20 protein-coding genes are annotated in these 20,350 nt (G+C 31.5%); 13 read left to right on the top strand and 7 right to left on the bottom strand.

Features of this window, described 5'->3' with window-relative positions:
• Positions 1-203 precede the first annotated feature (203 nt).
• The 7 genes from I6E31_04235 to I6E31_04205 all read right to left on the bottom strand — a co-directional run bounded on the left by I6E31_04235 (position 204) and on the right by I6E31_04205 (position 9,570).
• Positions 204-839 carry a suppressor of fused domain protein gene (locus tag I6E31_04235; GenBank protein ID MCF2639177.1) on the bottom strand — a complete coding sequence of 212 codons (636 nt, stop codon included), beginning with the start codon at positions 837-839 and terminating at the stop codon, positions 204-206.
• A gap of 599 nt (positions 840-1,438) precedes the next feature.
• Positions 1,439-2,731 carry a serine dehydratase subunit alpha family protein gene (locus tag I6E31_04230; protein ID MCF2639176.1) on the bottom strand — a complete coding sequence of 431 codons (1,293 nt, stop codon included), beginning with the start codon at positions 2,729-2,731 and terminating at the stop codon, positions 1,439-1,441.
• A 24-nt stretch (positions 2,732-2,755) separates the two neighbouring features.
• Positions 2,756-4,309 (bottom strand): AbgT family transporter, encoded by a 1,554-nt coding sequence (locus I6E31_04225; GenBank protein ID MCF2639175.1) that lies wholly within the window; start codon positions 4,307-4,309, stop codon positions 2,756-2,758.
• A gap of 239 nt (positions 4,310-4,548) precedes the next feature.
• A complete protein-coding gene (locus tag I6E31_04220) occupies positions 4,549-6,102 on the bottom strand; it encodes an ABC-F family ATP-binding cassette domain-containing protein (protein MCF2639174.1) in 1,554 nt (517 codons plus the stop codon).
• An 86-nt stretch (positions 6,103-6,188) separates the two neighbouring features.
• Positions 6,189-7,001 (bottom strand): PocR ligand-binding domain-containing protein, encoded by an 813-nt coding sequence (locus tag I6E31_04215; protein MCF2639173.1) that lies wholly within the window; start codon positions 6,999-7,001, stop codon positions 6,189-6,191.
• 12 nt (positions 7,002-7,013) lie between these two features.
• Positions 7,014-7,685: a response regulator transcription factor gene (locus I6E31_04210; protein ID MCF2639172.1), complete on the bottom strand. Its 672-nt coding sequence runs from the start codon at positions 7,683-7,685 to the stop codon at positions 7,014-7,016.
• On the bottom strand, positions 7,678-9,570 hold the full coding sequence (locus I6E31_04205) for a response regulator (protein ID MCF2639171.1): 1,893 nt from the start codon (positions 9,568-9,570) through the stop codon (positions 7,678-7,680). Before I6E31_04205 ends, I6E31_04210 begins: the two co-directional genes overlap by 8 nt.
• A gap of 149 nt (positions 9,571-9,719) precedes the next feature.
• Between I6E31_04205 and I6E31_04200 the strand changes: the two genes are divergently transcribed.
• From I6E31_04200 to I6E31_04140, 13 genes are all read left to right on the top strand, one after another.
• Positions 9,720-10,826 (top strand): iron-containing alcohol dehydrogenase, encoded by a 1,107-nt coding sequence (locus I6E31_04200; protein MCF2639170.1) that lies wholly within the window; start codon positions 9,720-9,722, stop codon positions 10,824-10,826.
• A gap of 119 nt (positions 10,827-10,945) precedes the next feature.
• Positions 10,946-11,731, top strand: a complete 786-nt coding sequence (gene pduB, locus I6E31_04195) for a propanediol utilization microcompartment protein PduB (GenBank protein ID MCF2639169.1) — start codon at positions 10,946-10,948, stop codon at positions 11,729-11,731.
• A 46-nt stretch (positions 11,732-11,777) separates the two neighbouring features.
• Positions 11,778-13,442: a propanediol/glycerol family dehydratase large subunit gene (locus I6E31_04190; protein MCF2639168.1), complete on the top strand. Its 1,665-nt coding sequence runs from the start codon at positions 11,778-11,780 to the stop codon at positions 13,440-13,442.
• A 16-nt stretch (positions 13,443-13,458) separates the two neighbouring features.
• Positions 13,459-14,121: a propanediol/glycerol family dehydratase medium subunit gene (locus I6E31_04185; protein MCF2639167.1), complete on the top strand. Its 663-nt coding sequence runs from the start codon at positions 13,459-13,461 to the stop codon at positions 14,119-14,121.
• A 24-nt stretch (positions 14,122-14,145) separates the two neighbouring features.
• Positions 14,146-14,655, top strand: coding sequence for a diol dehydratase small subunit (locus I6E31_04180; GenBank protein MCF2639166.1), 510 nt, complete (start codon positions 14,146-14,148; stop codon positions 14,653-14,655).
• 22 nt (positions 14,656-14,677) lie between these two features.
• Entirely contained in the window at positions 14,678-16,492 is a 1,815-nt protein-coding gene (locus I6E31_04175) for a diol dehydratase reactivase subunit alpha (protein MCF2639165.1), read from the top strand.
• A gap of 2 nt (positions 16,493-16,494) precedes the next feature.
• Positions 16,495-16,884 carry a glycerol dehydratase reactivase beta/small subunit family protein gene (locus I6E31_04170; GenBank protein MCF2639164.1) on the top strand — a complete coding sequence of 130 codons (390 nt, stop codon included), beginning with the start codon at positions 16,495-16,497 and terminating at the stop codon, positions 16,882-16,884.
• Entirely contained in the window at positions 16,884-17,282 is a 399-nt protein-coding gene (locus I6E31_04165) for a BMC domain-containing protein (GenBank protein ID MCF2639163.1), read from the top strand. Before I6E31_04170 ends, I6E31_04165 begins: the two co-directional genes overlap by 1 nt.
• A 79-nt stretch (positions 17,283-17,361) precedes the next feature.
• Positions 17,362-17,640 (top strand): propanediol utilization microcompartment protein PduA, encoded by a 279-nt coding sequence (pduA, locus tag I6E31_04160; protein ID MCF2639162.1) that lies wholly within the window; start codon positions 17,362-17,364, stop codon positions 17,638-17,640.
• Between the two features lie 12 nt (positions 17,641-17,652).
• Positions 17,653-18,273 (top strand): phosphate propanoyltransferase, encoded by a 621-nt coding sequence (locus I6E31_04155; protein ID MCF2639161.1) that lies wholly within the window; start codon positions 17,653-17,655, stop codon positions 18,271-18,273.
• A gap of 59 nt (positions 18,274-18,332) precedes the next feature.
• Positions 18,333-19,043, top strand: coding sequence for a flavoprotein (locus tag I6E31_04150; protein ID MCF2639160.1), 711 nt, complete (start codon positions 18,333-18,335; stop codon positions 19,041-19,043).
• Positions 19,044-19,058: 15 nt separating this feature from the next.
• On the top strand, positions 19,059-19,328 hold the full coding sequence (locus I6E31_04145; protein MCF2639159.1) for a EutN/CcmL family microcompartment protein: 270 nt from the start codon (positions 19,059-19,061) through the stop codon (positions 19,326-19,328).
• 37 nt (positions 19,329-19,365) lie between these two features.
• Positions 19,366-20,337, top strand: a complete 972-nt coding sequence (locus I6E31_04140; GenBank protein ID MCF2639158.1) for a cob(I)yrinic acid a,c-diamide adenosyltransferase — start codon at positions 19,366-19,368, stop codon at positions 20,335-20,337.
• The last annotated feature ends 13 nt before the right edge of the window (positions 20,338-20,350 follow it).

The following is a 20,350-nucleotide window of genomic DNA, read 5'->3' as shown; positions in this document are numbered from 1 at the left end:
AAGAGGTTGACTCCAATTCATCTCCCACCTAAAGAGGAGGGAGTCTTCTTGGAGTTTTAAGATAAAACTCAAAAACTTCACACTTATTAATATATTTATCAATAGCTTCTTCTTCAGGATCAGCTAGTAGTAGAAGAGCTAAATTCTTCTTTTTATCTTTTATTTTTTTCAGATAGTAATATTTATTATTGATCATATACATATTAGAAAAGAGACTTTCTCTTATAATCAGTTAGTGTATTTCCAAGTTTTTTTACTAACTCTTCTACACTTATTTTTTCATCTATAATTTGTTTTAACTCTCTATCTGTAACTCCAATCAATTGAACAAATTGAACCTTTCCATTTGGAGTGCTGATCTCTCCAGCTTCATCAAGAGTAGTAATAAATCCAGTTATATTAGATTTAGAACGTGAGTCCATACCTGTTTTTTGTCCTGTATATATATATTCATAAGGTTGGAATATGCTTCCATCTTCATAGGAGATTTTAGCAAGAGATTGTAAAATTCCACAGATGCAACCTATTTCATCATCTTTATTAATAAGAGAGGATTTTTTTAGTTTTAATGTAAGTTCAAAGCCATAACCACTATATTCATAATCTTCAGATTCTTTTTCATAAAGTTCAGAAAAACCAAAAGTTACAAAATGAAAATAATCTCCACCATCATATACACTTATTCCATCTAATGGATCTTCTCCACCAAGACGCCAAGAAAGCATTGGAGCATAGTGTAAAGGCTCTTTTTGAGTTGGGTATATTTTTTCAAAAGTAGCTACAATAGCATCCCAACCAGGAGCTTCTATTTTTTCTATTATATTTGAATTTTTTTTCATTTTTCCTCCTACAACTAAGTTATTACAAAAAGTATACTATTTTTAATATTATTTTTCAATTAATAAAACTATAATTTATCTAGCTAAGCTCAGCTTTCTAGCACATCGCTAGGGTTACAGCAAAGTACCTTTGCTATTTACGTTAATTAGTTAATTAAAGTTATCTAAATTTCTTTTAAATATCAGCTAAATTCCATGTCAAAGAATAAAGAAAGAGTAATACTCATCTGACTAAAATTCCGAAACTCGACTTCGTCTCAAACACGTCGGAATTTTTAGCGTCAGATTTCGTAACTCTCTCTAATATTCTTCTCCAAATTCCATTTTAACTGATATTAGAAAAAACTCTAATTAAAAAAAATAGATTATCCCTAACATCAAGTTGACGTAATTTGGAAGTGAATATTAGAATCCCTCAGCGAAATGCAGTTAAGAAAATGCAACGTGTTTGAGCGAGCTTGCGAGTGAGTTTTGCATTTTCAACGGAATGAGCCTAGGGATTCTTTATTCACTAACATGGAGACAACTTGATGTTAAAAATTATAAGTTTAATAATCAAATAAAAAAGGGCTGAATTTTATTTCAGCCCTCAGAAAGAACTATTTATTTTTAATCATTATATCAAGAATAACTTCATCAGTTATCTTCATACCAACTTGTCCAAGAGTTCCTACATTTTTAATAGTAGATTCAACATTTCTACCAATGATTCCCTCTCCAAATTCAAATTTTCTATTTTTAGAAGCAGCATAATATCCATCAAGTGCAGCAGATACTCCACTTGCAATTTTAGTTGCACATGAACTTTTAGCTCCATCACAGATAACTCCAGACATTGTTCCAAGAGTAGTTTCAATAGCATAACCTATTTGTTCAATAGAAAGTCCAGATAGGAATGAGATAGCTCCAGCAACTCCAGCACTTGCACAAATAGCTCCACAATATGCTGATAATCTTCCTATATTACTTTTAATATGTATTGTAGTCATATGAGAGAAGAATAATCCTCTAATAAGTTGCTCATATGGAAGATTTTTTAATTCACAGAATTTAATAACAGGTAGAGAACAAGTCATTCCTTGGTTTCCACTTCCACTTGTAGTCATAACAGGTAGAGAGCAACCATTCATTCTAGCATCACTTCCAGCACTTGCAAAAGAAGCCATATTATTTCTTAAATCATTTCCATAGAATCCTTCTTCAATTCCCTCTTTCATAAGTTTTCCAATAGAAAGTCCATAATAGTTTGTTAATCCTTCATTTGCAATAGCTGAGTTATAATCTATAACCTTTTTAAAAGTTGGTTCAATTAAAGATAGATCTATAGTTTTTGCTAAATTGTAGATTAGCTCAACAGATAAGAACTCTCTATCAGTCATTACACTGTCACAAGAGCAGTCATCACATAGACAACCTTTTAATTCTACACCATTTTTAAAGATTCTAGTGATATTTGTGTGGTAGTATTGGATTTCTACCATAGCAGAATCATTACCATAAGTTCCTTCTATTCTTATATATAATTTTACATCACCATCATTTAGATGAACATGAATTTTGTCAGAGTTAAGATACTCTTTTACTTCAGGTAGACGAGTAGTGTCAACATGGGCAATAACCATAAGTTCTCTTTCACATTCACCAAGGATAGTACCCATAGCAACTGAAGCTTCTATTCCAACCATTCCATTAGAGTTAGGTATTTTTACACTTTTAACATTTTTAACTATATTTCCAGAAAGATAGATATCTATTTTTTCAGGAATATTTCCAAGAACACTTCTTAGTTTACTAGCTGCGTAAGCAATAGCAATTGGTTCAGTACATCCCTCAGCAGGTATTAATTCCTCTTCTAATATTTTTAAAACTTTTTCTAAATTATTATTATCCATATACACTTCATCTCCTTTTATTTTCTACATTCCTAGATAATGAATTCCACCACCAATACCTAGTGGAATATTAAATACAAACCAAATGATAAGAAGAATAATCCATCCTATTAAGAAAGCTATTGAGTATGGAAGCATCAATGAAATCATAGTTCCCATACCACTTTTCTTATCATATTTTTGGGCAAATGCCACAACTAATGGGAAGAATGGCATTAAAGGTGCAATTACATTTGTACATGAATCTCCTACTCTATAAGCAGCTTGAGTAAGTTCAGGAGAGAATCCAATTCTCATAAACATAGGTACAAATATAGGTGCCATAATAGCCCATTTTGCTGAGTCAACAGCGATAAATATATTTATAATAGCAGTCATTACTATAAATGCAAATATTAATGGAACTTCAACAAATCCAGTTTCTTGTAGGAAGTTAGCTCCCTTTACAGAAAGGATAATTCCAAGGTTTGAGTAGTTGAAGAAAACCACAAATTGAGCAGCAAAGAATATCAATACCATAAAACCAGAAAGGTTATTTATTGATTTAACCATTAAGTTGATAATATCTTTATCAGATTTTATAGTTCTAGCTCCAATTCCATAGAAAATTCCTGGAATCATAAAGAACATAGACATTAAAAATACAATTCCACTCATAAATGGAGAACGAAGAAGTTCACCAGTTGTAGGGTTTCTAAGTAGTGCATTTTCAGGAACAACAAGCATACCAACAATAATAAAGAATACAACTAAGCTGATTAATGCAAATTTCATACCTCTTTTTTCATCAAGAGAGATATCATCTACAGCTATCTTTTCCTCTGGAATATATTCTCCTAATCTAGGCTCTATTATTTTTTCAGTAACAAGAGTTCCTACAAATGTAATAAGGAAAGTTGATGCAACCATAAAATACCAGTTTCCAGTAGGAAGTACAGTATAGTTTGGATTGATCATTCTAGCAGCTTCAGTAGACATTCCAGCAAAAACAGGGTCATTAGTACCTATTAATAGGTTGGCACTCCATCCCCCAGAAACTCCAGCAAAAGTAGCAGCAAGTCCAGCTATTGGATGTCTTCCAAAACTCATAAATAGAATAGCTCCAAGTGGAACAAGCATAACATAACCAGTTGATGATGCAACATTAGACATAATTCCAAGGAAAATAACAGTTGCAGTAACAGCTTTTCTTGGTGTAACTGCTACTATTTTCTTTAAAACAGCAGCCATAAATCCACTACCATCAGCAACTCCAACTCCCATAATAATAGTAAATACAGTTCCTAGAGCTATAAAGCTAGTGAAGTTGCTGATAACAGAAGTATACATAAATCTTATACTATTAGGTGAAAGTAGATTTACAACAGCAGTTTCTTTAGTAACTAAAGATTTTGTAGCATTGTCATAAGTTTCATACGAAACTTTTACCCCCATTTTTGCAGCAACATAAGATACTGCTATAAGTATAAGAGTGAAAATAATGAACATTGTAGTAGGGTGTGGAAGTCCATTTCCAACTCTCTCAACAACGTCAAGGGCTTTTAAAACCCAATTCTTTTTAGCTTGATTGTTTTCCATAATTTTTTTAAATCCTCCCAGAAAAATTATTTCACTTAATATATAAGCAAAACTAATGCCAAATAATAAAAAATTAAGATTTTTCAAAGAAGATCTTAATTATTACTTTTTCTATTAGATTATATAAAATTATAATTTTTCAAAATGGAAAAATTTTCAAATTGAAAATTAAAAATATATATTTTTTCAAAATGAAAAAAATAAAAAGAGAGAATAAAACTCTCTCTTTAATAAAAATATTAAACTATTTTTGTAGTCCAATCTTCAACATTCCAAACATCAGTTACAACATCCATATAAAAATCAGGCTCATGGCTTACTAGAAGTACAGTTCCTTTAAATTCTTTAACAGCCTTTTTTAACTCCTCTTTAGCATCAATATCTAGGTGATTAGTAGGCTCATCAAGTATTAAAAGATTAATATTTTTTAGCATCAATTTGCATAGACGAACTTTTGCATTTTCTCCCCCAGATAAAACTTGCATTTGACTTGTAATATGATCAGTTGTAAGTCCACATCTAGCAAGAGCAGCTCTAACCTCTCTATTTGTCATACTTGGATACTCATTCCAAATAAAGTCAAGAGCAGTTATATTTTCAGATTTCTCCTCTTGTTCAAAATATCCTATCTCTAAAAATTGCCCATGTTCAACCTCTCCAGCTACTGGTTTTATAATCCCTAACAATGTTTTTAAAAGAGTTGATTTTCCAAGTCCATTAACACCTTTGATAGCAATTTTTTGATTTCTTTCAACAGTAAAGTTTAGAGGCTTAGTAAGAGGTTCATCATAACCAATAACAAGATTTTTAGCTGTAATAACTTCTCTACTTGGAGTTCTAGCAGAAGTAAATTCAAATTCAGGTTTTAATTTTTCTTTTGCTATCTCTATGATCTCCATTCTATCAAGTTTCTTTTGACGATCTTTAGCTAAGTTAGTAGTGGCAACTCTAGCTTTATTTCTAGCAATAAAATCTTTAAGGTGAGCAATCTCTTTCTGTTGCTTTTTATATGCTTGTTCAATCTGTCTTTTCTTCAATTCATACATTTCTCTAAATTGATAGTAATCTCCAGTATAACGAGTTAAAACAGCATTTTCTACATGGTAGATAACATTTACAACATCATTTAAAAAAGGAATATCATGAGAAACTAAGATAAAAGCATTTTCATAATTTTGTAGAAAATTTTTAAGCCAAGCTATATGGTTTTCATCTAGGAAGTTAGTAGGCTCATCAAGTATAAGAATCATAGGATTTTCAAGTAGAACTTTAGCCAATAAAATTTTAGCTCTCTGTCCCCCAGAAAGTTCAGATACATCACGTTCTAAACCTATATCAGTTAGTCCAAGCCCAGCAGCATACTCCTCAATTTTAGAATCCAGAGAGTAAAAATTTCCATCTTCAAGGATACTTTGAATCTCTCCAGCCTCTTCAATAAGAGCATCCATCTCTTCAGGTGTACAATCTCCCATCTTATCATATATACCTATCATCTCTTGTTCTAGATCATACATATGAGCAAAGGCAGAACGAAGAATATCTCTTATTGATTTTCCCTTTTCTAAAGTACTATATTGATCTAAATATCCAGTTGTAATATGTCTACACCAAGAGATTTTTCCTTCATCTGGCAACAATTTTCCAGTTATTATATTTAAGAAAGTTGTCTTTCCCTCTCCATTTGCCCCAACAAGTCCTATATGTTCCCCTTTTAATAGACGGAAAGAGGCATTTTCAAGAATTGCTCTTGAACCATATCCATGGCTTACATTTGAAACATCTAAAATACTCATAAAATTAAATTTATCTCCTTATATTAATTATTCTATTTAGTATAACAGAAAATCTTAATTCTAGCTAGAAAAAACCTTGAATAAAATCAAGGTTTTTTTGAAATATGACTTATATTAAAATATTTAAAATTCCTTTCAGTAGATTTAACTTTATCACTGATTTTATCTAGTTCATTTAAGCAGATATCAATTTTTTTATCTAATTGATATATTCTTTTTTCAGTAATAAAAGTTTTCTTAAAGAGAGTTGAATAGAGTTTTGAAAAAATAGAAATTTTCTTATTTTTTTTTAAATCAAAAATATCTATATCTTTTAAGAAATCTGAAAATCCATCTATACTTGAACGACATAGATTATTTGCTAAAATACCTGTATTTTGGTGATAGCTAAAGTTAGAGATTTTAGAAGAGATATCATATAGAAAATTTGCAGCATATTCAATCTTTTCATATGGAAGAATCTTTACTTTTTTTACAGCTTCAATATATATATCCTCATCTACTCCGATTTCATGAGCAGTTTTTCTAAATTTTTCCTCATTAGGTTTTTCAGAGAGAAGTTGTCCACATAAAAAACATCCAACAAGCTTATCACCAATAATAATCGGACTTGCAAAATCTATAAGCCCAGCATGGCAACGATAGACAACAGGTTTTTTTAAAGCCTTTGCTTTAGCTCCACCATAGGCATCACAGAGCATACATTTTTTAAATCCAACTTCACTTCCTCTTGTATGAATACTACAAAATTCAGTAAAATTACTAGGTTCTGTAATTGGTAATCCATTTATATCAGTTATTACACTAGCTATTCCAAACTCTTCAGCAAATCTATTTTGTAAAATTTGAAAGAACTCTATATCTAAAAAATCATCTGATATATTTTTCCCCTTTTCCATTTAACTTCTCCTTTATTTTAAAATATAGCCAAACCCTCTTTTAGATATTAGAACTTCATTTAAAATAGGTAGTTTTTTTCTAAGTCTTTTTAAGCATTGATCAACAGCTTTATCACTTATATCAAAATTTTCCTTCCAAACATGATTTAAAATATTTTCTCTTGTAAGAAGTAAACCTCTATTAACAATAAAATAAGATAGAAGTTCAAACTCATTTTTAGAAAGTTCAATAGGCTCATTTTCATAGAGCATAGTTTTATCTGAAGAAAAAAGTTTCATATTTCCATATGTAAGAATATCTTTATTTTGAGGAACTCTCACAAGAAATTTTTTTAATCTTATCAATAACTCTTTAGAATCAAAAGGTTTTTTTATATAGTCATCACAACCCATTTCTAAAGTTTTGTTTACAGTTTCTTGAGATGTTTCAGCAGTTAAAGCAAGAATAAAAGGAGAACCAAAATATTTTGGATTACTTTTTATCTGCTCACAAACATAACTTCCATTTCCATCTGGTAGAGAAAGATCAAGAAGTATTATTTCTGGTGTTTCTTTTTTTAAAATTTCCATTCCCTCTTTAATAGAAGCAGCTTCTAAGAACTTAATACTTTTTTCTTCAGATAAGATTATCTTTAGAATATCTCTGGTTTCTTCAGAGTCTTCTATTGTTAGGACTTTAATCATTATTATCACCTTTTTTCTTAGCAAATATAAATTTTTCTAAATAACTAAATAAAACAGATTCATTGATAGGTTTTGTAATATACCCATCAAAACCATAAGGTAGATATTTTTCTTTATCTCCAATAATAGCTTGAGCAGTAAGAGCAATAACAGGAGTATTTTTTAATTCTTCATTAGCTTTTATATGAGATATAGTTTGTAATCCATCCATAACAGGCATATGGATATCTAAAAATACTACATCAAATTTCTTTTCTTTCATAGCCTTTAAAGCATTAAGACCATGTTCTACACAAGTAACACTTATAAGTGGAGATTCTAAAACAGCTTTTAAGAAATCTCTATTTTCTTCAACATCTTCTGCAATTAAAATTTTAATCTGTTTAGTATTAAATTGAAGATACATATTAAATAATTCGCTATAATCAATAGTGTGAGTCATTCTTTCTAATTCTTCAATACAATAAAGTATTGTATCAAAAGATACTGGATTTTTCTTTAACTCTTCAGATATCTTTTTAGACATGTCATATATTAATGTAAGATTTAGATTACCATAAGTACCAAGAATTAAATGATTTATCTCACGTATCTGTTCAATATTTTGTTTTTTATAAGCTTCTTTTAAACTCTTTAATCTAATTGGGAATTTTAAAATACTTTTTAATAGTATAGATTTTATACTTGGATTATTAGAGTTTAATAACTTTGTAAGAATAACTGAGAAATTTTCATTTTTCTTTTCAAATACTTCAATAGGGATACTTACATTAAAAGTAGTTCCAACCATAACTTTACTTTCAACTGTAATAGTACCCTTAAGAATTTCAACTAATTTTTTTGTAATACTAAGTCCAAGACCAGCTCCAGATGAATGTTTATTAATCTGTCCGAAGCTTTCAAAAATATAGTCTAAATGATCTTTAGATATACCTATACCACTATCGTATACACTAAAATTAAGGAAATTACTATTTACATTAACTTCACAGAAAACAAAACCTTTATTTGTATATTTAATGGCATTGTGAATAAGATTTTTTACTATCTCATAGATTTTCATTTTATCAGAATAAATTGTTGTATCATTTTTATCATATTTAATCTCAAATTTTAAATTTTTAGTTGCTGCTAGGGAATTATGTTCATAGAATATCTCTTGGAAAAGTTCTTTAACACTAAAAGATTCAAAATTAAGATCTACTTTTCCAGATTCTATTTTAGAGAAATCTAAAAGCTCATTTGTAAAATTAAGAAGCTTAACTCCAGATGTATGAATAATATCTAATTTATCTTTTATCTCTGAATTTGGATACTCTTTTAAAAGTAGTTTTGAATATCCAATTATAGGAGTTAAAGGTGTACGCATCTCATGGCTAATTTTAGCAAGAAATTCACTTTTAGCTCTATTGGCTGACTCGGCTACCTCTTTTGAGAAACTTAATTCCTTTGTTCTCTGTTCTACCATATCTTCAAGATTTTTATTAAGTAGTCTTAATTTTTCACTTAATGCTTCTGCCTTCTCTTTTTCTCTTTTAATTTCCCCCTCTTTAACTAGGATATCTAAAATATCTGTTTTAACAGAGGAGAAAACTTTATAGAAACAATCCTCTAAATTTAAAAAATCATCTTTAAGTTGGCTGACAAACTTTTTATTAATTTCAGAAAGGACAGTTTCAAACTTATCTAAAAGATTATACAAGTTTAAAAGTGCAAATTTATTAACAAAAACAGATACTAAAAAAAATAAAATAGACAGCACAATTAATTTTATCACAAGAATATTATTTACAGTAATTGAAGCTCTTAACAGATACAATATTACAATATAAAAAATAATAAAGATTAAAGTGTTAAAAGCAGCAATTTTTTTATGTATATTCATAGTTTGCCCACTCCTAAATATAGCGAAATAATGTTTAATTTTTAAATAATAAAATAGAGGAAATGACATTATAATGACAATTTGCTCTAATACTATATTATATGAATATTAAAAATATAGCAACTATTTTTTTATAAGGAGGTTGGAAAATGGAAGTTTTTAAAGTGACAACTGAAGTTTATGCTGATGCTGATATAAAAAGCATACTTGCAGAACTAAAATGTGAAAAAGTTACTATTATAACAGATGCTATGATGGTAAAAGTTGGATTGATTGCAAAGGTTGAAGATGCTTTAAAAAAATCAGATATTCAGTATGATATTTTTGATGGAGTAGAAATGAACCCATCATTAGAGTCTGTAAAAAAAGCATTAGACCAAGTAATTGATTTTTCTCCAGAAACTATTATTGCAGTAGGAGGAGGATCAACTCTTGATTCAGCTAAAGCAGTAAGATATTTTTTAAAGAGAACAGGAATAGATATTCCAGTAATAGCTATACCAACTACAAGTGGAACAGGATCAGAAGTAACTTCATATGCAGTAATAACTGACACAGTAAATAGTGTAAAAATTCCTATAAAAGATGAAGAGATGATGCCTAAAATAGCTATTTTAGATCCAGAATTTACAAGAACACTTCCAAAATCTGTAGTTGCAGATGGAGGAATAGATGCTTTAACACATGCAATAGAAGCATATAGTTGTTCAGTAGCAAATTTTCATACACAAATCTATGCTATGACAGCAATAAAAGGTATCTTTAAAAATCTTTTAAAAATGTACAGAAATATAGAGGATAGAGATGCTAGAGTTGAAATGGCAAAGGCATCATGTATAGCAGGAATAGCCTTTGAAAAATCAGGTTTAGGAATAAACCATAGTGTTGCTCATGCAATAGGAGGAAAATTCCACAAACCACATGGAAGATCAAATGGTGTAGTACTTCCATATATCATTAGATTTAATGGTGAAGATATGGAAACTGCTCAAAAATACTATGAGATAGCAAAAGAATTAGAACTACCTTGTAGCTCTGTTAAAGAGGGGGCAGAAAGTTTAGCAATAGCAGTGGAAATCTTAAATAGAGAATTAGGAATACCTGCTAGAGTTAAAGATATGGGAATTGATGAAGTTGAATACAACAAACTTATTCCTGAAATGGCTGAAACAGCTTTAAATGATATTTGTACAGGTGGAAATATTAGAAAAGCCAATGTTGAAGATTTAAAAGATATTTTTAGAAAAGTGTTTTAACATGTGTCAAAAAAAGTTAAATATGACATTAATGTGACATTTTATCTTAATATAATTAAAGCGATAACTTAAAAATAGCCTTTTTATATAAAAAATCAATTAAAGGGGGGTAAAAATTAATGCAAGATAAGTTAGTAGAAAAAATGATGGCAGAAGTTATGGAAAAACTAAAAGATAAAAAGGGTGAAACACCTTGTGCACCTGCAAAAAGAGAGTGCCGTTTAACAGAATTTGTAGGAGTTACTACTCACGGAAATGGAATCGGATTAGTAATTGCTAACGTAGACCCAGCACTTCATGAAGCTATGGGAATAGACAAAAAATATCGTTCAATAGGTATTCTTGGAGCAAGAACAGGGGCAGGACCTTTCATCATGGCGGCAGATGAAGCAGTAAAAGCTACAAATACAGAAGTAATCAGTATAGAACTTCCTAGAGATACAGAAGGAGGAGCAGGACACGGATCTTTAATTCTATTTGGAGCTGAAGATGTATCAGATGCTAGAAGAGCAGTTGAAGTTGCAATAGCAGCAGTAACTGAAAAATTCGGAGATGTTTATGGAAACCCAGCTGGACATATTGAACTTCAATATACAGCAAGAGCATCATATGCATGTAACAAAGCATTTGGAGCACCTTTAGGAAAAGCATTTGGAATAATCGTTGGAGCACCAGCAGCAATTGGAGTAGTTACAGCAGATACAGCTTTAAAAGCAGCTAATGTAGAAGTACTTGCTTACTCATCACCAGCTAAAGGAACTAGCTTCTCAAACGAAGTTATTTTAGCAATATGTGGAGATTCTGGAGCAGTTAGACAAGCGATCCTTGCAGCTAAAGAAGTAGGAGTTAAACTTCTTGAAACTTTAGGAGGACCAGCTCCATCAGCATCACACCCATATATCTAAAATTAAGTAAAATAGTTGAAAGCTGAAAATCAATTAGGAGGTTAGAATGAGATCTAAACGTTTTGAAGTATTAGGTAATAGACCTGTAAATAAAGATGGATATGTAAAAGAGTGGCCTGAAGTAGGGTTAATAGCAATGAACTCTCCTCTAGACCCTAAACCAAGTGTAAAAGTAGTTAATGGAAAAATAGTTGAACTTGACGGAAAGAAAAGAGAAGATTTTGACTTACTAGACTACTTTATCGCAGACTATGGAATAGTAATAGACAATGTTGAAAAAGTAATGGCTATGGATTCATTAGAAATAGCTAGAAAATTAGTTGATATAAATGTATCAAGAGATGAAATCTTAAAAATCACTTTATCATTAACTCCAGCAAAAGTTGCTGAAGTAATGGGAAAAATGTCTGTATTAGAAATGATGATGGCAGTTAACAAAATGAGAGCTAGAAAAACTCCATCTAACCAATGTCACGTAACTAATATTAAAGACAACCCAGTTCAAATAGCAGCTGACGCAGCAGAAGCTTCTTTAAGAGGATTTGCTGAAGAAGAAACTACAGTTGCTGTTACAAGATATGCTCCATTCAATGCAATATCTTTACTAGTTGGATCACAAGTTGGAAGACCTGGAATCTTAACTCAATGTTCTGTTGAAGAAGCTACAGAATTATTACTAGGAATGAGAGGACTTACAGCTTATGCTGAAACTGTATCAGTTTATGGAACTGAACCAGTATTTATGGACGGAGATGACACTCCTTGGTCAAAATCATTCCTTGCATCAGCTTATGCTTCAAGAGGATTAAAAATGAGATATACTTCAGGAAGTGGATCAGAAGTTCTAATGGGATATGCTGAAGGATGTTCAATGTTATATCTAGAAGCTCGTTGCTTATTTATAACTAAAGGAGCAGGAGTACAAGGAATCCAAAACGGATCAGTAAGTTGTGTTGGAGTTCCAGGAGCAGTACCAGGAGGAGTAAGAGAAATCCTTGCTGAAAACTTAGTAGCTATGATGCTTGACCTTGAATGTGCATCAAGTAATGACCAAACATTTACACATTCAGATTTAAGAAGAGTAGCAAGATCATTAATGCAAATGATACCAGGAACTGACTTTATCTGTTCAGGATACAGTTCAACTCCTAACTATGACAACATGTTTGCTGGATCAAACTGGGATGCAGAAGACTATGATGACTGGAATATAATTCAAAGAGACTTAAGAATAGATGCTGGATTAAAACCAGTAAAAGAAGAAGATGTAGTAAGAGTTAGAAATAAAGCTGCTAGAGCAATTCAAGCTGTTTTCGAAGCTTTAGGACTTCCTGAAATTACAGATGCTGAAGTAGAAGCTGCTACATATGCTCACGGAAGTAAAGATATGCCAGAAAGAGATATGGTTGCTGACATAAAAGCTGCTACTGAAATGATGGAAAGAGGAATTACAGGAATAGATGTTGTAAAAGCTCTTAAAACTAAAGGATTTGATGATGTTGCATCAGACCTATTAAAACTAATGAAACTTAGAGTTGCTGGAGACCACTTACATACATCAGCAATATTAGATAAAGACTTTAACGTAATCAGTGCTGTAAATGATAGAAACGACTATACAGGACCAGGAACTGGATACCAAATCAGTGCTGAAAAATGGGAAGAACTTTCAAATATTGGAAATGCAGTAGATGCATCAAAAATCAAATAGTTTAGGGAGGTAAAAGATGCAACTGAACGAAAATGAAATCAGAGGAATCATTGAAGAAGTTATAAAAAGATATGCTGGGGAATCTTCTGCTACTCCTGCAGAACCAGTTAAAAAAGTAGAAAATAGAGATGGAAAACTAGAATTAGTAGAAGTTGGAGAAGCTAAAAAAGGAACTAGAAGTGACGAAGTTGTTATAGCTGTTGCTGCTGCTTTCGGAAAATATCAAACTGAAACTATTACTCATATACCTCATGCAGATGTTTTAAGAGAACTTATGGCAGGTATAGAAGAAGAAGGATTAACTCCAAGAGTAGTAAGAATTTTAAGAACTTCAGACGTTTCAATCCTTGCAAATGATGGAGCAAAATTAAGTGGATCAGGAATAGGAATAGGAATTCAATCTAAAGGTACAACAGTTATTCACCAAAAAGATCTATTCCCATTAACTAACCTTGAGTTATTCCCTCAAGCTCCATTACTAGAAAGAGAGCATTACAGAATGATAGGAAAAAATGCTGCTAAATATGCAAAAGGAGAAACTCCAAAACCAGTTCCTCAAATGAACGACCAAATGGCAAGACCTAAATATCAAGCTATTGCAGCATTATTACACATAAAAGAAACTGAACATGTTGTAGTAAATGCAAAACCAGTAGAATTAAATCCTATTTTTAAATAAAAATAATTAAGGTGGTGAATTAATTTGGACCAACAATTACTAGAAAAAATGATAAGAGAAGTAATGCTTTCTATGGCAAAAGGTGAAAGCAATTCAAATACAGTAACAAAAACTAGCTGTGGAGAAACTACTAGTAAGGATTATCCTTTAAGCCAAAAGAAAGCTGACGTAGTTAGATCTGCAACAGGAAAAAAACTTGAAGAATTTACAATGGAAAATGTAATGAACGGAACAGTAGGAGCAGCTGACTGTAGAATAGCTCCTGAAACACTAGAAATGCAAGCTCAAGTAGCTGAAAGTGTAAATAGACACTCTTTCGCAAGAAACTTAAGAAGAGCTTCTGAACTTATAGCAGTTCCAGATACAAGAATTCTTGAAATATATAATGCTTTAAGACCATATAGATCAACTAAAGAAGAGTTATTTGCAATAGCAGATGAACTTGAAACTAAATATCATGCTTCTATAAATGCTCAATTTATAAGAGAAGCAGCAGAATTATATGAAAAAAGAGACAGATTAAGAAAAGACTAATCTTTCCCTGTTAGGAGGAAAAATGAAGCTTATTGTAGGAATAGATATAGGAAATGCAACAACTGAAAGTACTCTTGCTGAAGTAAATGGTAAAGAGATAAATATCTTGAGTAGTGGAATAGTAAAAACTACAGGGATTAAAGGAACAAAAGAGAATGTAAAAGGTGTATTTGCTTCTTTACAAAAAGCCTTTAATGCTGCAGGAAGAGATATGAAAGATCTGTCTTTAGTAAGAATAAATGAAGCAGCTCCTGTTATAGGTGACGTTGCTATGGAAACTATAACAGAAACTATAATAACTGAATCTACAATGATAGGTCATAATCCTACTACTCCAGGGGGAGCAGGAATAGGAGTAGGGATATCTGTTCTGTTAGACAATATAGATGAGAAACTATCAGGAAAAGAGGTAATCGCTCTTATACCAAAACATATAGATTTTCAGGATGCAGCTAGAAAAATTAATGATATGACAGCTAAAGGGGTAGATATAAGAGGAGCAGTAGTTCAAAAAGATGATGCAGTTCTAATAAATAATAGGCTGAATAAGAAGATACCAATAGTTGATGAAGTATTGCACTTTGAAAAAATCCCAGTAAATATGTTGACAGCATTAGAGGTAGCCGAAAAGGGAAAGGTTATCTCTATGCTATCAAACCCATATGGAATAGCTACTTTATTCAAGCTAACTTCTGAAGAGACAAAAATGATAGTACCTATTTCTAGGGCATTAATTGGAAATAGATCAGCAGTAGTAATAAAAACTCCTAAGGGAGATGTAAAATCAAGAGTAATACCAGCTGGTAAAATTCATATAGCAGGTATGGCAAAGAATAGAGAAATTGAAGTAGATAAAGGTGCTGAAGTGATTATGGAAGCTTTAGAAACTTGTTTCCCAGTAGTAGATATTTGGGGAGAAACAGGAACTAATGCTGGAGGAATGCTTGAAAAAGTAAGAATTGTAATGGCACAACTTACAGAACAAGATCCTAAAAACATAAAAATTCAAGATCTACTTGCAGTAAATACTTTTGTACCTAAAAAAGTAAAAGGTGGTATAGCTGAAGAATTTTCTATGGAAAATGCTATAGGATTAGCTGCTATGGTAAAAGCTGATAGATTGCAAATGCAGATGATAGCTTCTGATCTTCAAGAAAAGATGCAAAAGAAAGTTGTTGTAGGAGGAGTAGAAGCAGAGATGGCTATTCTTGGTGCTTTAACAACTCCAGGAACAAATAAACCTTTGGCAATTATAGATATGGGAGCAGGATCAACAGATGCTTCAGTTATAACTAGAGATGGAAAAATTCTTTCTTGTCACTTAGCAGGTGCAGGAAACATGGTAACAATGTTGATAGATAAAGAGCTTGGAATAGACAATTTCGATTTAGCAGAAGATATTAAAAAATATCCTCTAGCAAAAGTAGAAAGCCTTTTCAATATAAGACACGAAGATGGAAGTGTTCAATTCTTTGAAGAACCACTTGATCCAAGAGTTTTTGCAAGAGTAGTAATCTTAAAAGAGGGACAAATGATTCCTCTAGATATAGATGAGACTATTGAAAAAATAAAAAGTGTAAGAAGAGATGCAAAAGAAAAGGTATTTGTAGTAAATGCAGTAAGAGCTTTGAAAAAAGTTACTCCAAGTGGAAATATAAGAGATATAGATCATGTAGTTCTAGTTGGAGGTTCAGCTTTAGACTTTGAAATTCCTCAAATGGTTACAGAAAAACTTTCATATTATGGAGTAGTAGCAGGAAGAGGAAATATCAGAGGAGTAGAAGGACCAAGAAATGCAGTTGCTACTGGACTAGCCTTGTCTTATGAGGAGGAATAGTCATGGTAGAGGAGTTAAGAAGAAATATAGCTAAAAAGGAAAAGGTTGGAATCAACATTTTTTATAGCTCTAAAATAGAAATAAATGAAAAATTAAGTAACATCCTCTGGGGAATTGAAGAGGAAGAGATACCATATATTTTAGTTCCTAGTGATGAAAATGATGCAAATATCTTAGGATATGAAGCTTCTAAAGAATCAAAATTAGGAGTTGGAATAGGTATTAGTGAAAAAGAGGTAACTCTATATCAAGAAAAATTAAAAAAAGACAAACCATTATTTAAATATGATGTAGATAGTGATGTGAGTATCCTTAGAGCTGTGGGGGTAAATGGAGCCAGACTCATAAAAGGAAATCCATTTATTATCCCAGAGATGACAGGAGGAAGATGATGATAAGTTCACTTGGATTGATAGAAGTAGTAGGATTAGTTGGTGCTATTGAAGCTGCCGACACAGCAGTAAAAGCTGCTAATGTAAGAGTCATAGATTATGAACTTACAAAAGGTGGTGGAATGGTAACTGTTAAAATCGAAGGTGAAGTTTCAGCAGTAAAAGCTGCAGTTGATGCAGCAGTAATGGCAGCAGAAAGATTGACAACAGTAGTTAGTCAATTAGTTATTGCAAGACCATCTGAAGAAGTAGCTAAAATGGTAGAAGTTGAAGAACTAGTGCCAGAAGAGGAAACAGCTCCAGTAGTTGAAGAAAAAGCACCAGAAGTAATTGAAAAAGTAGAAGAAAAACCAGTAGAAGAAGTAGTAGAAAGTGCTGATTCTATAAAAAAAAAATAACAGCACAGAAAACTAGAACAAGAACAACGAGAACAAGAAGAACTAGAACAACAACTAAAAAAATTGAGGAGGAATAAAAATGGGAAACGCATTAGGATTAATAGAAACTAAAGGACTTGTAGGAGCAATCGAAGCAGCAGATGCTATGACTAAATCAGCTAACGTAGAATTAGTAGGATATGAAAAAATAGGATCAGGATTAGTTACAGTAATGGTAAGAGGAGACGTTGGAGCAGTTAAAGCAGCAGTTGATGCAGGAGCAGCAGCAGCAGAAAGAGTTGGAGAAGTTAAATCTATCCATGTAATCCCTAGACCACATGCTGATACAGAAAAATTATTACCAAAATTAGTAAAATAGTTGTGAGTTAAAATGAAATCAATGGAAAGCATTTTGAGAGAGGTGTTACAAGAGATAATATCTGATGATGTGGTGGTTGGGGTATCTAATAGACACATACACCTTTCTCAAGATGACCTTGAGATACTGTTTGGAGCTGGTCACACTTTAACAAGAATGAAAGATATGAAACAACCTGGACAATATGCAGCTGAAGAAAAGGTTACAATAGTTGGACCAAAAGGTAAGTTTGATGGTGTAAGAGTTCTTGGACCAGTTAGAAAAGAAACACAAGTTGAAATATCAATAAGTGATAGCTTTAAACTAGGGATAAAAGCTCCAGTTAGAGAATCAGGAAAATTAGAAGGAACTCCTGGAATAAAAATAATTGGACCAAAAGGTGAAGTTATTAAAGATAAAGGAGTTATAGTAGCAGGAAGACACATTCATATGCCTAAATTTATAGCTGATATTAGAGGTTATAAAGATGGAGATCTAGTGAAAGTGGAAACTTCTGGAGAGAGAAAAACAGTTTTCTATAATGTATTGATGAGAGTAGGTAGCAATATGGCTAAAGAAATCCATTTAGACATGGATGAAGCTAATGCTGCTGGATTAAAAAATAACGACTTTGTAAAAATAATAAGGGATTAATTGAGAAAGGAGTTTTTTTAAACTCCTTTCTATATAAGAAACCCTGTGAGGGGTGAAAAATGGATTTTGATAAAATGGTGGATTATATTGTTCAAGAGGTCTTAAAAAGATTGGAAGAGCAAGAAGCACCTACTAAAAAGGAAAAAAACAGAGGTTTGGTTATAATCAATGGAGGAACTGGAAACCTAGAACAGATTATGCTAGAACTAAAGAAAATTTCTAAAGAGTATGATTTAGAAGTTGTTTTTTCAGAAGCAGGAAAATCAGTTGTAGGAGAAGAAAGATTTTCAGATTTTAAGGTTGTATCAGACTTTACTATTGAAAATAGTGGAAAGTTTTTACAAGATAATGATCTAATAATTCTTCCATTATTAACAAAAAACAGCTGTGCAAAGATTGCTGTTGGAATTAGAGATAATGCAGCAACTTATCTTATTTCAAAAGCATTGTTAGCTCAGAAAGAGATAATTGCAGTGTATGATTCATGTATAGCAGATAATAAAACAGCTTATGGAAACCAAATTAACTTTAATATAGAAAAATTAAGAAGTTATGGAATAATTTTTGTAAAGAGCAATGAATTATCTGACTATGTTATGAATAGAAGATTTAAAGATATATATTCTTTAAAAGAAAAAAAGATAATCACTGCTGATGATATATTTGATTTTCATAATAAAAGAATCATAATATCAAAAAATAGTATTGTTACAACATTAGCAAAAGAAAAAGCAGAAAACAATGGTATTGTTTTTGAAATAGCTGAATAATCAGGAGTTGGTTATATGTTTATAGCAAAAGTAGTTGGAAAAATAGTATCTACCACAAAAGATGAAGGATTAAATGGAAAGAAAATTCTTATTGTTGCTCCAATAGATATGAATGGACAAATTTCAGGAAAAGAGTTAGTCAGTATAGATAGTGTTGGAGCAGGAATAGGGGATCAAGTTTTAGTAACTGAGGGAAGTGTATCTATGTATGCTTTTGGTGAAGATAGAAAAGTTCCAATTGATTCTGCTATTGTTGCAATAATAGATACTATAGAGCAAAGCTAGGTGGTGATAGAAATTGAAAGAGGTCTATACCAATTTAATGAAAGTTTATACTAGAAAGGGAGATGCTGGAGAAACTGGACTTTTTGGTGGAAGCAGAATATCAAAAAGCAGTTTAAAAGTAGATGCCTATGGAAGTATAGATGAAGCAGCAGCTTTTATAGGAGTGGCAAGGGCTTTTGTAGAAAATAAAGAGATAAAAGATATTCTATATATGATACAAGAGAAATTCCTAGTAGTTGCAGCTTACTTAGCAAGTGATGCTAATGGTATAAATAAGTTAAAAGAGAAGATAGAGATCTCAGACATAGAGATCTTAGAAAAATATATTGATAATTATTCAAAACAACTTCTTCCATTGTATAAATTTCTTATACCAGGAGAAGATATTCAGTCAGCTGTACTTCATGTAGCTAGAACTGTTGTAAGAAGAAGTGAAAGAAGAATAATTGCTCTCAATGAACAGGAAAATTTACAACCAGAGATTTTAAAATATGTAAATAGAGTTTCTGATATACTCTTTGTACTAGCAAGAGTTGTAGAAGATGAAGTAGCTGTAAAACATATTTCAAAAACTTTAATGGAAAAATTAACTGTTGAAGAGAAAAAGAAAAAATTAACTTTAGAAGAAGCTAAAAGAATAGTTTTAGCAGGAGAGAAAAAAGCTAAAGAGTTAAATTTAGATTTTGTACTCACTGTTGTAAATAATGAGGGAAATTTAATATTAGAGGAAAAAATGGACAATGCTCTTCTTGCAAGTGTGGAAATAGCTAAGAAAAAAGCTTATACTGCAGCAGCTTTGAAGATTGAAACATCAGTATTGGCAGAGTTAGTTCAGCCAGGAGGATCTCTATATGGATTACAATCTGATTCTAAATATATAGTATTTGGAGGAGGTTGCTTATTAAAGAGAGATGGAGAGATTGTTGGAGCTGTAGGAGTTAGTGGAGGAACAGTTGAAGAGGATATGACAGTGGCAAAAGCTTGTGTTGAAGCTTTTCAAGCTGAATAGCAGGAGGAAAGAA

The sequence above is a fragment of the Fusobacterium varium genome, assembly GCA_021531615.1.
GTDB classification, from domain to species: Bacteria; Fusobacteriota; Fusobacteriia; order Fusobacteriales; family Fusobacteriaceae; genus Fusobacterium_A; species Fusobacterium_A varium_C.
Note: the sequence above shows the minus strand (reverse complement) of the source record. Positions and strands in the feature narration are given on the sequence as shown.

Coding starts and splice junctions, on each gene's coding strand:
- I6E31_04235 (MCF2639177.1), bottom strand. CDS start 839: ATGAAAAAAAATTCAAATATAATAGAAAAAATAGAAGCTCCTGGTTGG.
- I6E31_04140 (MCF2639158.1), top strand. CDS start 19,366: ATGAAAGTTTATACTAGAAAGGGAGATGCTGGAGAAACTGGACTTTTT.
- I6E31_04205 (MCF2639171.1), bottom strand. CDS start 9,570: ATGAATATACATAAAAAAATTGCTGCTTTTAACACTTTAATCTTTATT.
- I6E31_04175 (MCF2639165.1), top strand. CDS start 14,678: ATGAAGCTTATTGTAGGAATAGATATAGGAAATGCAACAACTGAAAGT.
- pduB (MCF2639169.1), top strand. CDS start 10,946: ATGCAAGATAAGTTAGTAGAAAAAATGATGGCAGAAGTTATGGAAAAA.
- pduA (MCF2639162.1), top strand. CDS start 17,362: ATGGGAAACGCATTAGGATTAATAGAAACTAAAGGACTTGTAGGAGCA.
- I6E31_04200 (MCF2639170.1), top strand. CDS start 9,720: ATGGAAGTTTTTAAAGTGACAACTGAAGTTTATGCTGATGCTGATATA.
- I6E31_04170 (MCF2639164.1), top strand. CDS start 16,495: ATGGTAGAGGAGTTAAGAAGAAATATAGCTAAAAAGGAAAAGGTTGGA.
- I6E31_04215 (MCF2639173.1), bottom strand. CDS start 7,001: ATGGAAAAGGGGAAAAATATATCAGATGATTTTTTAGATATAGAGTTC.
- I6E31_04190 (MCF2639168.1), top strand. CDS start 11,778: ATGAGATCTAAACGTTTTGAAGTATTAGGTAATAGACCTGTAAATAAA.
- I6E31_04210 (MCF2639172.1), bottom strand. CDS start 7,685: ATGATTAAAGTCCTAACAATAGAAGACTCTGAAGAAACCAGAGATATT.
- I6E31_04155 (MCF2639161.1), top strand. CDS start 17,653: ATGAAATCAATGGAAAGCATTTTGAGAGAGGTGTTACAAGAGATAATA.
- I6E31_04165 (MCF2639163.1), top strand. CDS start 16,884: ATGATAAGTTCACTTGGATTGATAGAAGTAGTAGGATTAGTTGGTGCT.
- I6E31_04230 (MCF2639176.1), bottom strand. CDS start 2,731: ATGGATAATAATAATTTAGAAAAAGTTTTAAAAATATTAGAAGAGGAA.
- I6E31_04220 (MCF2639174.1), bottom strand. CDS start 6,102: ATGAGTATTTTAGATGTTTCAAATGTAAGCCATGGATATGGTTCAAGA.
- I6E31_04145 (MCF2639159.1), top strand. CDS start 19,059: ATGTTTATAGCAAAAGTAGTTGGAAAAATAGTATCTACCACAAAAGAT.
- I6E31_04185 (MCF2639167.1), top strand. CDS start 13,459: ATGCAACTGAACGAAAATGAAATCAGAGGAATCATTGAAGAAGTTATA.
- I6E31_04150 (MCF2639160.1), top strand. CDS start 18,333: ATGGATTTTGATAAAATGGTGGATTATATTGTTCAAGAGGTCTTAAAA.
- I6E31_04225 (MCF2639175.1), bottom strand. CDS start 4,309: ATGGAAAACAATCAAGCTAAAAAGAATTGGGTTTTAAAAGCCCTTGAC.